This window comes from Cryptosporangium aurantiacum (assembly GCF_900143005.1).
In the GTDB taxonomy this organism is placed as follows: domain Bacteria; phylum Actinomycetota; class Actinomycetes; order Mycobacteriales; family Cryptosporangiaceae; genus Cryptosporangium; species Cryptosporangium aurantiacum.
The window spans coordinates 66187-79493 of the sequence record NZ_FRCS01000010.1 but is presented as its reverse complement, the minus strand read 5'-3'; the positions used below and the strand labels follow the sequence as shown (position 1 = coordinate 79493).

General features: G+C 70.5%; 11 protein-coding genes. 4 read left to right on the top strand and 7 right to left on the bottom strand.

Going from position 1 to position 13307, the window contains the following annotated elements; genetic code table 11:
- Positions 1-45 precede the first annotated feature (45 nt).
- A complete protein-coding gene (locus tag BUB75_RS46520; protein WP_073261145.1) occupies positions 46-1836 on the top strand; it encodes a hypothetical protein in 1791 nt (596 codons plus the stop codon).
- A gap of 52 nt (positions 1837-1888) precedes the next feature.
- Here the strand turns inward: BUB75_RS46520 and pyrE are convergent, their stop codons facing one another.
- The 6 genes from pyrE to BUB75_RS28900 form a co-directional block, all read right to left on the bottom strand.
- Positions 1889-2425 (bottom strand): orotate phosphoribosyltransferase, encoded by a 537-nt coding sequence (gene pyrE, locus BUB75_RS28925; RefSeq protein ID WP_073261143.1) that lies wholly within the window; start codon positions 2423-2425, stop codon positions 1889-1891.
- A 55-nt stretch (positions 2426-2480) separates the two neighbouring features.
- Positions 2481-3473 carry an NAD-dependent epimerase/dehydratase family protein gene (locus tag BUB75_RS28920; protein ID WP_073261140.1) on the bottom strand — a complete coding sequence of 331 codons (993 nt, stop codon included), beginning with the start codon at positions 3471-3473 and terminating at the stop codon, positions 2481-2483.
- A gap of 95 nt (positions 3474-3568) precedes the next feature.
- Positions 3569-4627, bottom strand: coding sequence for a GNAT family N-acetyltransferase (locus tag BUB75_RS28915; RefSeq protein ID WP_073261138.1), 1059 nt, complete (start codon positions 4625-4627; stop codon positions 3569-3571).
- 10 nt (positions 4628-4637) lie between these two features.
- Positions 4638-5429, bottom strand: a complete 792-nt coding sequence (locus BUB75_RS28910; RefSeq protein WP_073261136.1) for an SDR family NAD(P)-dependent oxidoreductase — start codon at positions 5427-5429, stop codon at positions 4638-4640.
- A 77-nt stretch (positions 5430-5506) separates the two neighbouring features.
- Complete coding sequence (locus tag BUB75_RS28905; protein WP_143175459.1) at positions 5507-5908, bottom strand: hypothetical protein; 402 nt, start codon at positions 5906-5908, stop codon at positions 5507-5509.
- 259 nt (positions 5909-6167) lie between these two features.
- Complete coding sequence (locus BUB75_RS28900) at positions 6168-7163, bottom strand: hypothetical protein (protein ID WP_073261132.1); 996 nt, start codon at positions 7161-7163, stop codon at positions 6168-6170.
- A 432-nt stretch (positions 7164-7595) separates the two neighbouring features.
- Between BUB75_RS28900 and BUB75_RS28895 the strand changes: the two genes are divergently transcribed.
- Positions 7596-8930 (top strand): hypothetical protein, encoded by a 1335-nt coding sequence (locus BUB75_RS28895; protein WP_073261130.1) that lies wholly within the window; start codon positions 7596-7598, stop codon positions 8928-8930.
- A gap of 135 nt (positions 8931-9065) precedes the next feature.
- Positions 9066-9887: an aldo/keto reductase gene (locus BUB75_RS28890; protein ID WP_073261128.1), complete on the top strand. Its 822-nt coding sequence runs from the start codon at positions 9066-9068 to the stop codon at positions 9885-9887.
- An 84-nt stretch (positions 9888-9971) separates the two neighbouring features.
- Here the strand turns inward: BUB75_RS28890 and clpB are convergent, their stop codons facing one another.
- Complete coding sequence (gene clpB, locus BUB75_RS28885) at positions 9972-12572, bottom strand: ATP-dependent chaperone ClpB (RefSeq protein ID WP_073261126.1); 2601 nt, start codon at positions 12570-12572, stop codon at positions 9972-9974.
- A gap of 159 nt (positions 12573-12731) precedes the next feature.
- On the opposite strand from clpB, the gene BUB75_RS28880 reads away from it, so the two are divergent.
- Positions 12732-13289: a hypothetical protein gene (locus tag BUB75_RS28880; protein ID WP_073261124.1), complete on the top strand. Its 558-nt coding sequence runs from the start codon at positions 12732-12734 to the stop codon at positions 13287-13289.
- The last annotated feature ends 18 nt before the right edge of the window (positions 13290-13307 follow it).

Genomic DNA, 13307 nt, shown 5'->3' with positions numbered 1-13307 from the left:
CCGGGGTGCGGGCCACGCACGGAAGCGAGCGGAGCGAGAACCCCGATGACCCAACCCGGCGACGAGTTAGGCGCGTTCACCCAGGTCCGCCTGGTCCACCACGCAGCGGTGGCCGACTTGTTCAGCGGCGTCGACCAGACCGGGCGCCCGGTCGTGATGGTCGCGCTGACACCGGAGGCCGGCGCCGACCAGGCCTGGCGGAGTGCGTTCGCTGATCTGGTCAACCGTGACCGCGCATCGGTCAACCCCACCAACCCGCAGTTCGTGGCGGCGCACGCCGGTGAGTTGCAGGGGCCGCGGCCCTGGGTAGCCAGCCGGTACGAGCCGGGTCGCCGCGGGATCGAGCGGATCCTGAGCGTGATCCCGCAGGCGCTCCCGCCGGGGGCCGACCCCACCGCGCTGATCGGCGCGGCGCTGGCCGCGGCTGGCGGAGTAGCCGGTGCACCGGCGCCCGGCCCGCAAACGCAGCAGTGGACGACGCCCGGCCAGCCGCAGGGCCCTTACCCCGGCCAGCCACAGGGCCCCTACCCCGGCCAGCCGTACCCGGGGCAGCCCCAGGCCGTGCCGCCGACGCAGGCCGGTCCGCCCGCCGCCGAGCAGTACTCGGCGGCCTCGTCCGCGCCGTACTCAGCCCCGGTGTCGCCGACCCCGTACTCCGCGCCCGTCTCTGCGGCGCCCCAGTCCGGCCCACCCCAGTCCGGCGCGCCCCAGTCGGCCCCGATGTCCGGACCGCCGATGTCCGGACCCCCGATGTCCGGGCCGCCCGCGCCAGACCCGTACTCCTCGCCGATCGGCCAGCCGGTTTCACCCCATTCCGGCCCGCCGTCGAGCGACCCGTACTCCTCCCCGATCGGCCAGTCCGCAGCGCCCCAGTCCGCACCACCGCACTCGGGAGCGCCGCAGTCCGGGCCCCCGCAGTCCGGGCCGCCCGCCGCGCCGTTCGCGGCCGGCGGGTACGTCAGCCCTGACCAGTCCGGATACTCCGAGCAGCCCGCCTACTCCGAGTCCGGTGGTTACCCCGGCCAGGGCACACCCGCCTACGCCGACCCGGCAGTGCCCAGCGGCCCCGACTCGCCCTACGCGCCCCCGCCGCCGGACAGCTCCAAGCGCGGCGCCGGCATGCTGATCGGCCTGATCACCGCGGTCACGGCACTGGTGATCGTTGCCGCCGGGTTCGCTGTCGTGTTCATCAACAGCGGCGACGAGGAAGACAGGCAGGTGGCCAAGCCGCCGCCGTCCCCCTCGGCGAGCCCGCTCCCGGCGGACACGGCTGGCCCGAGCCCGTCGCCGTCCCGGTCGCCGCTCCCGAGCACGACGCCGACGATCCGCACCGACGTCGAGACCGTCAGCGTCATCGGCCCGACCTGGCAGGACGAGGACAAGACCCAGCTGCTCGACCTGACCGGCTGGCCGTTCGCGTTCCGTCTGCCGGAGGGCTGGAGCTGCCTGCGCGGCGAGATCGAGGAACTGCCGGACGCCAACGCCTGGGGCTGCGTCAAGACCGACGGCACCAGTCACCAGCAGCGGCTGAACATCATGCTCCGTCGCTGCCCGACCGGCTGCACGGCGCCCGAGCAGCAGACGATGAACGAGGCGTGGTTCGACGACGAGGAAGAGCCGAAGCTCAAGAAGTTCGACGCCACCACGACCTACGTCGAGATCCCGAAGAACGAAGACGGGTTCTACGCGGTGGACTTCAGCCACTTCTTCGCCGACAAGCCGGGCGGCAAACTGACCTACCAGGTCGGCGTGTGGTTCCAGTCGCCGGACAAGTACAAGGAAGAGATGCAGAAGTCGCTCAACGACGTCCGCACCCAGGCGCCGCAGACGAGCTGAGACAACAGATGGTGGTGTGGGCAGCGGCCCACACCACCATTCTGTTGCAGCCTCAGTCGAGGCCGAGGTCGGCGAGCGAGTACGCCGCGCGATAGGGCAGCCCAGCCGCTTCGATCGCCGGTCCGGCCCCACGATCGACGACGACCGCCACGCCGACGACCTCCGCGCCGGCCGCCCGCAGCGCCTCGACCGCGGTGAGCACGCTGCCGCCGGTCGTGGACGTGTCTTCCACCGCGAGCACCCGGCGCCCGGCGACGTCCGGGCCCTCGATCCGGCGCTGCAGCCCGTGCGCCTTCTCGCCCTTGCGGACCACGAACGCGTCGAGCTTGCGGCCGCGTGCCGCGGCGGCGTGCAGCATCGCGGTGGCCACCGGGTCGGCACCGAGCGTGAGCCCGCCGACCGCGTCGAATGACCACTCGGCGGTGGTGTCGAGCAGAACGCCGCCGATCAGCGGCGCCGCCGCGTGGTGCAGCGTCACCCGCCGCAGGTCGACGTAGTAGTCGGCCTCGCGGCCGCTGCTGAGGGTCACTTTGCCGTGCACGACGGCAAGGTCACGAATCAGGTCGAGAAGCTCATCACGGTCGGCCACGCCGCCAGCCTAGGACGTCGCCCCGGTTCCCCGGCGCGCGCCGCCCTCGACCACGTCAGCGCGCGAGGCCCGCGAGGATCTTCCGTTCGCGCGCGAGGGGCAGCCGCCGCTCGAGCTCCGAGGGACGCTCGGCGTCCGTGTGCGACGGCAGCCCGTGCTCCCGCACCCACTCCCAGACGTCGGCCAGCGACTCCGCCAGCGGGCGGATCCGCAACCCGGTGGCGTACGCGGCGGACACGTCCAGATCCCACGCGTGCCCCGCCAGCGACGCCGGGAGCCAGAGCGGCATCTCCGTCCACGGCTCCACCGCAGCGTCCAGCAGGACCTGGTCGTCCACCCAGGTGAAGCGCGCATCGGAACCGGTCACGTCGCGGGCCGTCGAGAGCAGTGACTCGAACGTCTGGGTTCCCGCACGCGAGTTGACGACGAACGCGCCGGGCGGCGCGGCCAGCATCCACTCCGCCATGTCCCGCGCGTCGATCAGCGCGAGCGGCTGGTCCGGACGTCCGGGCGCCAACACCTCACCGCCGGCCGCCACGCGCTGCACCCACCACGACACCCGGGCGATGTTGTCCCGCGGCCCGAAGATCAGCCCGGCCCGGTTGATCGTCGCGTCGGGAAACGACTCGAGCACCGCTCGCTCGCACCCGGACTTGAGGTAGCCGTAGTCGCCGTCGTCCGGTCCGGCGTCCAGCGGGCAGTCGCTGACCGGGGACGACGCGGTCACCGGTCGCTCCGGCCAGTCGGGGTACACGTTGACCGTCGAGACGAACACGTAGCGTCCGACCCGCCCCGCGAGCGTCCGTGCACCGAGCCGGACGTCCCGCGGCACGTACCCCGACGTGTCGACGCATGCGTCCCACTCGCCGTCGCCGAGCGCGGCCAGGCCGGCGGCGGTGGTTCGATCACCGATCCGGGCGTCGACCTCGGGTGGGGGCGTACCGTGCAGCCCGCGCGTCAGCGTCGTGACGTGCCAGCCGGCATCCAGGGCAGTGCGCACCACCGCACTCCCGAGCAGCTTCGTTCCACCGAGCACGAGAAGTCGCATGCCCCACCCTCACCCCGCAGCGCGGGGCAGCGGCACGGTTCGGCTACCGGCGAACGAGAACCTTCTCCCTCCAGCCCTACTCCCCCCGCCCGCCCTTAACTCGAACGGAGAACTTTCCCCCAATCAGTCCCATCCCCCACGGCGCGGTATCCGAGGGCCGTGTTGATCGCGATCATCGACGCGTTCGTGGCCCCGTTCCAGGACGAGATCTGCCGCGCGTCCGGCCACGTCGACGCCAGTTGCCGCAGGTTCGCGACCTTCACCAGCATCCCGAGCCGATGCCCGCGGTGCTTTCGCGCCACGGTCGTCCCCCACTGGTGGACGTGCGGCCGCCCAGCACCGTGACGAGCGATCACCGTCACGGCGACCAGCTCTCCGGTGCCCTCGTGGACGGCGCCGGCGCACAGCGCACGCCGTCCGTGGCTGATCAACCGATCCTCGTACGCCCGAACGCGATCGCCGTCCCACACTTCGGGCTGCCGATGCGGACCGGCCGCCGGATCGTCGCTCGACTCCGGCCCTGTACCCCCCGCCCACCCGCCCTTGATCGGAATTTCACCCAGCTCCGCGTTGAGCGCGGCGCGACCCTCCAGCAGTTCCTCCGGGCATCGGTCGGTCCAGGTCACCACGCGGTAGCCCGGAACCGGCCCGGGATCGGCGGCCGTCAGGTGCTGATCCGGCGCTGGCAGGTCCAGCGTCCGGAGCACCGAGACCGTGCCCGCGCGGTACCCGTGCTGTTCGGCGAACGCCGCCCCCGGAACGGTCTCCACCGGCAGCGGCCGCGTCGTCTCGCTGAGCGCCACCGCGCAGCCGACCCCGAGCGCCCAGCTCTCCACGGCCGCGAGCAGTGCCGATCCGATCCCCCGACGGCGCTGGTCGGGGCGAACCACCAGCGTGAAGTACGCCAGGTTCGGGCTGTCGGACGTCAGCTCGATCCGGGCCGCTCCGACACCCTCGTCCCCGACCAGAGCGATCAGATGGTGCCACCGGTCGTACGGATCGCCCGGCGGCGGCGCATCAGCCAGGGACTCGGACAGCACCTGCGCGGGCAGGTGTGGCTGGTCGACCGGGTGCGCGACGGCCGGCACCGAGAACCAGCGCCGGAACGCCGCGTCGTCGCGCGGGTCGACGGCCTCGACCGTCAGCGTCTGCACGCACCCATTCTTAGTCGGAAGTCGTCCGCCCGACGGTCTTTGCGGCCCGTCCGATCAACCGCAAATACACCGGACGAGGTGCGTAGCGCACGATTCCGCCCAGAACCTTGTATCGGACGCTCGGCACGCTGGTGGGGCGGCCACGGCGCAGATCGACGAGCGCATCCCGGACGACCGCGTCGGCGTCGAGCCACAGCGCATCCGGGATGTCGCTGGTCGGAATCTCCGCTCGCTGGTGGAACTCGGTGCGGACGAAACCGGGGCACAGCGCGATCACGCGCACGCCCTGGTGCTTCAGCGTCAGGTGCACCGACTCGCTGAACGTCGTCACCCAGGCCTTGGTGGCCGAGTACGTCGAGCCCGGCGCGGTCGGTCCGAACCCGGCGACCGACGACACGTTGAGCACGTCGCCGTGCCCGCGCTCGATCATGCCCGGCAGCGCAGCGTGGGTGAGGCGCATGACCGCCCGGACGTTGAGCCGGAGCATTCGCTCCTCGTCGTCGATCGTGTTGCTGACGAAACCCGAGCGGAGCCCGATGCCGGCGTTGTTGACCAGCAGCTCCACCGGGCGGGTAGCGTCCGCCAGCCGCGCTTCCACCAGCGCACAGCCCTCGTCGCTGACCAGGTCGGCCGGCAGGACCTCGACCTCGACGTGGTACTTCTCGGTCAGCTGCTTCGCGGTCGCGGCGAGCCGCTCACCGTCGCGAGCCACCAGGACGAGATCGCGTCGCTCGGTGGCGAGTGCTCGGGCGAACGCTGCGCCGAGTCCGGCCGTTGCCCCGGTGACCAGTGCTGTCGTCATGCGTGCATCCTTCCGGATCGGCGCTACCGGACGCTGCGGGGCCGACGGTGTGCACCGCCGGCCCCGCGAACGTCAGCTCAGAACCCGGCCTTCGGCCGACGGAAGTACGCGTTGGACGCCGGCAGCGCCAACAGCACGATGATCGCGATGTAGATGATCAGCGTGACGGCGGTGACCGTGTACATATAGGCGACGTACCCACCCGGCAGATACTCGACGAGTATCAGCGAGAAGGCCGATATGACGCCGGTGCAGCAGAGCCCCAGCCCGCAGAGCACCCAGGTGATGATCCGGGCGACGTTCGCCGCACGGAGCAAGCCGAGCGCGAGCGCGACGAACGCCGCAGCGAACACCAGGCTGAAGATGATGCCGCCGACTTGCTGGGCCGACCCGCCGCTGCTCGACGTGGTGTTGTTCGCTTCCGCGAACTCGTCGGCGGCCTGCTGGATGGTGTCCTGGGTGATCAGCGAAACGATCACGCCGATGACGCTTAAGACCGCTGCAACGATCAGGAGGCCGGCCGCTGCCGTGACCGTGGTCGGCCGCGGCGGACGTGGCTCCTGACCAGGTAGCGGCGGCGGTGCCGCGCTCGGTGGAGGCGGGGTGTTGGTCATGCCGTTCCTTCCTGCGGGTTACGAGCCGGGTTCAGGGCCCTTACCCTGCCGTAGAACGGTCGATTCCTTAAGTGACAGTTGTGAGTTGACTGAGATCGTTCACCGATCGGAACCGCCACCCACGTCAATACAGGCCGCGCACCGCTTCCCAGCCCGGATCCGGACGCCATTCCTGCGTAATCGCGATCGACTGCTGTGTCGCCCAGGTCGCCACCTGGTCGGGAACCACCCCGTTGCTGTCCGCGTAGAGGTGCAACGTACGCACGCCCGAAACAGTCACCACCGCAACCAGGACCGCGGAGTCCCCGAGCCGCCCCAGCAACCCGTTCTGGATGCCGTCCAGCGCCGCTTCCTCCGCCGACCCCGGCTCGAACGGCATCCGTACCCGGCCGTGCAGGTCGTAGAGCGGATAGTCGAGCCGCGCGAACGGCACCCGCACCCGGACCGCCACCGGCCGATCGCGGTCGTCGAAGCCGTCCACGGTGACCCACTCGCCGTGCTGGTAGTGGGTGGACAACTCGACCACGGCCGCGCGCAACGCGTCGACGCCGTACGGCTGGTCTTCGCTGGTGACCTTGACCTCGCCCAGCCAGCGTTCGACGTCGTCCTCACCCAGTGCCCAATCGAGGAGCAGGAACGACGCTTGGAGCCGGATCGCCTCGTCCAAGCGGGGAAAATCGGGGTGCCACACCGCGACGTGCACCCGTGCGCGGTCGAGGTCGATCTCGAACCCGAACCGGGCGGAGCCCGGGTGGAACGGCCGACCACCGAGCTGCACCGAACCGGTGTACGCGGCCGGGTCGGGTTGCCGGGAGGCGTAGTACTCCCAGTCGGCGTCCGGGCCGGGGCCGGCGCGAAGCCACCGCTCGGTCACCGGGCGCAGCGCTGGTGACCCCTCCGGGCTGACCACCAGTGCATGCTTGGCCTGCCGACCGGACGTCAGTTCCCAGGCCAGCTCCGGGTGGATGGCGCGCACTCGCCCGGTGAGGTCTCGATGCAGCTTGCCGAGGTCGTCGCGGTCGAGGCCGGCGCCCACTTGGTCGCGTGCGCGGGCCCACCAGCTCCAGAACGCGGCAATGCTGTCCCGCGGGTCGCGAGTGCGACGTTCGAACAGCGCCATGAAGGCAGTTTGCCAACCCGCGCCACCGTCCGCCGCAGCGGTCCGGCCCCGAGGTCCGATCGATGACTGCACGTGACTGGACGCTTGCAGAACGTGGCCCGATCGGGCGGATTTACTCGGTCTTCTTACGTGCGTTACGGGTGGGTTTCGGCGTCGTGTAGCCGACGGACCAATCCGAAACCCCTGTCGGTTCGGATCATAGAGGGGAGGACGACATCACGGCCCGGCCCGCGTGGGCAAAAGGTGACTGAACGGGATGATGGAGGGTAGCCCGTAATGTCCCGCCTACTACGAGAACGGGTGCGAGGGGCCGCTACGGTGAGTCCGGGTAGCAGCGTCCGTAAACTGACGCTTCGGACTAGTGGCCGGCGGCAGACGGGGAGGGGTGTCCGCTTGCGGTACCGGGGGTCGGCCCTTCTTGCGAGCCTTGCGGTGTTCGCACTGGCTTTGACCGGCTGCAGCCCGATCGACGGGAAGATGGTCACCTACGACTCGGTCGCCAACCACGTCCGGACTGCTGCCTCCGCGCTACAGACGGCGGAGGGTGTCCGGGTCAACGGCACGCTGGAGACACCGGCGAAGGAAAAGATCGAGATCGACGTCCGGATCAACGGCGCAGGTGACGGGTCGGGAAAGATCCGACGACACGGCACCGTCGGTGACGTGTTGGTCATCGACTCCGCAACCTACGTCCGCGCCGCCGCCGCCTGGTGGGGCACCGACAACCGGGCGGAGACCTACGACAAGGTCTGGGTCGCGATCGCCGACACCACGATCGGCCTCGACCTAGCCGGGACGCTACGCCCGCGAGAACTCGGGGCGCTGATCGACGACGGTTTCGGATCGCTGCAGTTCGAGGGCATGCCGCCGACGAGCGAGGTCAACGGTGTGAAGGCTCGGCGGGTCGAGGCAGCCGGCGGCTCGCTCTGGATCACGGTCGCGAAGCCGTACCAGGTGGTGCGGCTGGAAGGTGGCCTGCTCACCGAGGACAGCCGGCCCGCCGCGCTGACCGTGACGATCACGCCGCCGGCCGCCACCGCCCAGATCGCGCGTGACGTCGCGCTGACCCTGCCCACGTTGCGCACCGGCACCTACGACGCCTACCGCAGCCTGCGGTTCGACGGCTCGCTGCGCAGCGCCTGCAACGCGCAGGGCTGCACGATCACCGGCCGGATCCGGAACGCCTCCACCGACACCCCGGTGACCGCCGTCCTCAACGCCAAGGTGATCGGCAACAAGAACGTGCTCGGCCGCTGCCGCTCCGGACGCGCGGCCGTGGCCGCCGCCGCGGCCACGGCCGTGAGCTGCCGCATCACGACCGCGGCATGGCGATCGTTCTACGCCGCGGCGACCGCGCCCGGGAGCGGAACCTCGACGACGTCGTACCAGGTCAGCGCGAATGCGAGCGTGGTCGGTCCGGCCCCGGACGCGGTGGCGTGCCTGCCCGGCGCCACCGGCTGCGACACGCCGACGATGACCGACGCCGAGGTCGTCGCGACGTTCGACCGCAGCGCCCCGGCCTGGTACGAGCGGGCGCCGACCGATCGGGACCTCCCCGAGTGGCGGAAGCTGATCCGCACCGCGGCGAGCGGGAAGGACCGGGTCCCGTGGTCGGCGGAGGGCACGCCGACCGTCGCCTACCTCGGTACGTCGAAGGGGCGGCCGTTCGTCGCCCAGTTCGATCGCGGGAACGGGCAGTTGGTCGCCGCGTACGGCCCGAGCAAGGACGAAGCCGACGCCCTACGCGCAGCAATCGCAGCCCGCTGATCCGCCTACCCGCTGATGATTCGCTCGACCAGGGCGCGAACTCCCGTGCGCGAATTCAGACGCGGGTCCCCCCGGTGTTTCTCGGCGGAGCGATCGGGCGATGCTTGATCGGTACCGATCACAGGAAGGACCACGATGGGTGACGTGCCTTATCTGACGCTGAACAACGGTGTCCGCATCCCGCAGCTGGGCTTCGGTGTTTGGCAGGTGCCCGCGGACGAGGTCGTCGGGCCGGTGCGCACCGCGCTCGAGACCGGTTACCGGCACATCGACACGGCCGCCGCCTACGGCAACGAGGAGGGTGTCGGGCAGGCCATCCGCGAGTCCGGCGTCCCGCGCGAGGACATCTTCGTCACGACCAAGCTGTGGAACGCCGACCACGGACGGGCGGCCGACGCGTTCGACGCCAGCCTGAAGCGGCTCGGCCTGGACTACGTCGACCTGTACCTGATCCACTGGCCGCGCCCGGACCAGGACCTCTACGTCCAGGCGTACCAGGCGATGGAGAAGGTGCTGGCCGAGGGCCGTGCCAAGGCGATCGGCGTCTCGAACTTCCACCAGTCGCACCTCGACCGGCTGCTGGCCGAGACCGACATCGTGCCCGCGGTGAACCAGATCGAGCTGCACCCGGGCTTCAACCAGGACGCGCTGCGTGCGTACAACGCGCAGCACGGGATCCTGACCGAGGCGTGGAGCCCGATCGGGCAGGGCCAGGGGTTGCTCGACGAGCCGCAGCTGGCCGCGATCGCCGACGAGGTGGGGCGGACGCCGGCCCAGGTCGTGCTGCGGTGGCACATCCAGCTCGGGAACATCGTGTTCCCGAAGTCCGTGACGCCGAGCCGGATCCGCGAGAACTTCGAGATCTTCGACTTCGAGCTGAACGACGACCAGGTGGCGGCGATCAGCACGCTGCCGGGTGGGCGCATCGGCGCCAACCCGGACACCGCGACGTTCTGACCCGCGCCGCCGCGGTTCGACACGAAACCGGTCTCTAACGAACCGCACGCGAAGGCCCCGCCCTATTCGGGCGGGGCCTTGGCGTCAGAGTTGGATGATCGGCTCCGCGCTCACGACGAGCGCGTCGCGTTCGGCGTCCACGTCGACGTAGACCGTGTCGCCGTCCACGACCTCGCCCGCCAGCAACGCCCGGGCCAGCTGGTCGCCGATCGCCGACTGCACCAGCCGCCGCAGCGGCCGCGCGCCGTACACCGGGTCGAACCCACCGATCGCGAGCCACTCCCGGGCCGCGTCGCTGACCTGCAGCGTGAGCCGCCGGTCGGCCAGCCGCGCGCCCAGCCGGTCGAGCTGGATGTCGACGATCCGGGTCAGCTCCTCGGTGCCCAGCGCGTGGAACACGACCACGTCGTCGAGCCGGTTGAGGAACTCGGGCTTGAACCGCGACCGCACGACCTCCATCACCGCGTCCTTGCGGCCCTTGTCGTCCAGCGACGGGTCGGTGATCAGCTGCGACCCCAGGTTCGAGGTCAGCACCAGGATCGTGTTCCGGAAGTCCACGGTGCGGCCCTGGCCGTCGGTGAGGCGTCCGTCGTCCAACACCTGCAGCAGGATGTCGAAAACGTCCGGGTGCGCCTTCTCCACCTCGTCCAGCAGGACGACCGTGTACGGACGTCGCCGGATCGCCTCGGTGAGCTGACCACCCTCCTCGTACCCGACGTAACCGGGCGGGGCACCGACCAGCCGAGCCACCGAGTGCTTCTCGGCGTACTCGCTCATGTCGATGCGGACCATCGCCCGCTCGTCGTCGAACAGGAACTCGGCCAGCGCCTTCGCGAGCTCGGTCTTACCGACACCGGTCGGTCCCAGGAACAGGAACGACCCGGTCGGACGGTCGGGGTCGGCCACCCCGGACCGGGCCCGGCGCACCGCGTCCGACACCGCGGACACGGCCTCCTTCTGCCCGATCAGACGTCGCCCGAGCTCGTCCTCCATCCGAAGCAGCTTGGCAGTCTCACCCTCGAGCAGCCGCCCGGCGGGGATTCCCGTCCACTGCGCGACGACGTCGGCGATGTCGCCGGCGCCGACCTCCTCCTTGACCATCGGCGCGGTGGCCTCGGCCGTGCTGGAGGCCTCGGCGAGCTCCTTCTCCAGCGCCGGGATCTGTCCGTAGAGCAGCTGGGACGCCTGCGCCAGGTCACCCTCGCGCTGGGCTCGCTCGGCCTGCCCGCGGACGTCGTCCAGCTTCTGCTTCAGCTCACCGACCCGGTTCAGCCCGGCCTTCTCCTGCTCCCAGCGGGCGTTGAGCTCGGCGAGCTCCTCCTGCCGGTCGGCCAGGTCCTGGCGGATCCGCCGCAGCCGCTCGATCGACGCCGCGTCGGACTCCTTCTCCAGCGCCAGCTCCTCCATCCGGAGCCGGTCGACGGCGCGCTGCTTCTCGTCGATCTCGACCGGGCGGGAGTCGATCTCCATCCGCAGCCGGGACGCCGACTCGTCGACCAGGTCGATCGCCTTGTCCGGCAGGAAGCGGGAGGTGATGTAGCGGTCGGACAGGGTCGCGGCGGCGACCAGCGCGGCGTCGGTGATGCGCACCCGGTGGTGCGCCTCGTACCGCTCGCGCAGACCACGCAGGATGCCGATCGTGTCCTCGACGCTCGGCTCGCCCACCAGCACCTGCTGGAAGCGTCGCTCCAGCGCGGGGTCCTTCTCGATCCGCTCGCGGTACTCATCCAGCGTGGTCGCGCCGACCATGCGCAACTCACCGCGGGCCAGCATCGGCTTGAGCATGTTGCCCGCGTCCATCGACGAGTCGCCGGACGCACCGGCGCCGACGACCGTGTGCAGCTCGTCGATGAACGTGACGATCTGCCCGTCGGAGCTCTTGATCTCCTCGAGGACGCTCTTCAGCCGCTCCTCGAACTCGCCGCGGTACTTCGCGCCGGCGACCATCGCGCCCAGGTCGAGCGAGATCAGCCGCTTGTTCCGCAGCGACTCGGGCACGTCACCGGCGACGATGCGCTGCGCCAGGCCCTCGACCACCGCGGTCTTGCCGACGCCGGGCTCACCGATCAGCACCGGGTTGTTCTTCGTGCGCCGGGAGAGCACCTGGACCACTCGCCGGATCTCGGCGTCCCGGCCGATGACCGGGTCGATCTTGCCCTCGCGGGCCCGGTCGGTGAGGTCGATGCCGTACTTCTCCAGGGCCTTGTAGGTGCCCTCGGGGTCGGGCGACGTCACCCGGCGATTGCCGCCGCGGACCGTCGTGAACGCGTTGACCAGCGCGTCCTCACCGGCCCCGACGCTGCGGAGCCAGTCGCTGACCTCGCCGCCCGCCTTCGCGAGGCCGGCGAGCAGGTGCTCGGTGGAGACGAACTCGTCGCCGAGCGGCTTGGCGATGCGCTCGGCGGCTTCGATCGCGTTCAGCGTCGCCCGCGCGATCTGCGGCTGCGCGACGCTGGCGCCGGAAGCCCTCGGCAACCGGCCGAGAGCGGCGGTAGCACGCGACCGGACCTGTTCCGGGCTCGCGCCCACGGCACGCAGCAGAGCGGGCGCAGTCGACCCGTCGACGTCGAGCAACGCGACCAGCAGGTGGGCGGGCTCCATCGTCGCGTGGCCCGCATCGGACGCCGCGGACAGGGCAGTAGCCAGGACCTCGCGGCTCTTGGTGGTAAGGATCTCAGCGTTCATAGCTAGCTGCGGAGCTCCCGTCAGACGAACCCAACACGGACTATCGCTTCGAAGAACTTCAACAAACTTGAGTGTATTCCACTCAAGTTTGAACCCTCTCCGTCGGGTACCTGCCGAAGGCATTCCGGGGACGCTCGACGCCGCGCCACCATTCACAGCGTGGCCCACCCGATCCACCCGAGCCGCCTACGACCGCGGCGACACTGGTACGCCGTCGCCGCCGCAACCGCCGCACTCTCGTTGTTCTGCGCGTTCGGCGGATTCATCGCCGCCGGCCTCACCACCGATCAAACGGTCCCCGACTTCGACAACGTCCTGTTCGGCAACGGCAAGCAGCTCGACGTGCCGTTCTCGGCCGACCGGGGTTACGCCATCTACGTCCTCGAAGGCACCCCGACCCGATGCACGTTCGGGCCGGGCGTCACGGCATCCCTGCCTGCCGAGACCTACACGTTCCTGCGCGAGGACGAGACGTGGAAGGAGACGTTCGAGCTCTCCGTGGCGTCCGATGGGCTCTATCAGGTCACCTGTGACGCGGCGAGCTTCGCGATCGGCGAGACCCCGCCGGCCTCCAGTTGGCACGGCCCGCTCGCCGGGCTGTTCCTTGTGGTCGCAACGCTACCGTGCCTCGGGATTCCGGCCGCGATCGTCATCGTGGCGGTGGTAGCTTCGCGCCGATCCAGCCACCGGACGCAGCTGCTGCGCAGGAGCTACTGACCTCCCGAGCTGAAGGAG

Coding starts and splice junctions, on each gene's coding strand:
- clpB (WP_073261126.1), bottom strand. CDS start 12,572: ATGAACGCTGAGATCCTTACCACCAAGAGCCGCGAGGTCCTGGCTACT.
- BUB75_RS28900 (WP_073261132.1), bottom strand. CDS start 7,163: ATGGCGCTGTTCGAACGTCGCACTCGCGACCCGCGGGACAGCATTGCC.
- BUB75_RS28890 (WP_073261128.1), top strand. CDS start 9,066: ATGGGTGACGTGCCTTATCTGACGCTGAACAACGGTGTCCGCATCCCG.
- BUB75_RS28910 (WP_073261136.1), bottom strand. CDS start 5,429: ATGACGACAGCACTGGTCACCGGGGCAACGGCCGGACTCGGCGCAGCG.
- BUB75_RS28920 (WP_073261140.1), bottom strand. CDS start 3,473: ATGCGACTTCTCGTGCTCGGTGGAACGAAGCTGCTCGGGAGTGCGGTG.
- BUB75_RS46520 (WP_073261145.1), top strand. CDS start 46: ATGACCCAACCCGGCGACGAGTTAGGCGCGTTCACCCAGGTCCGCCTG.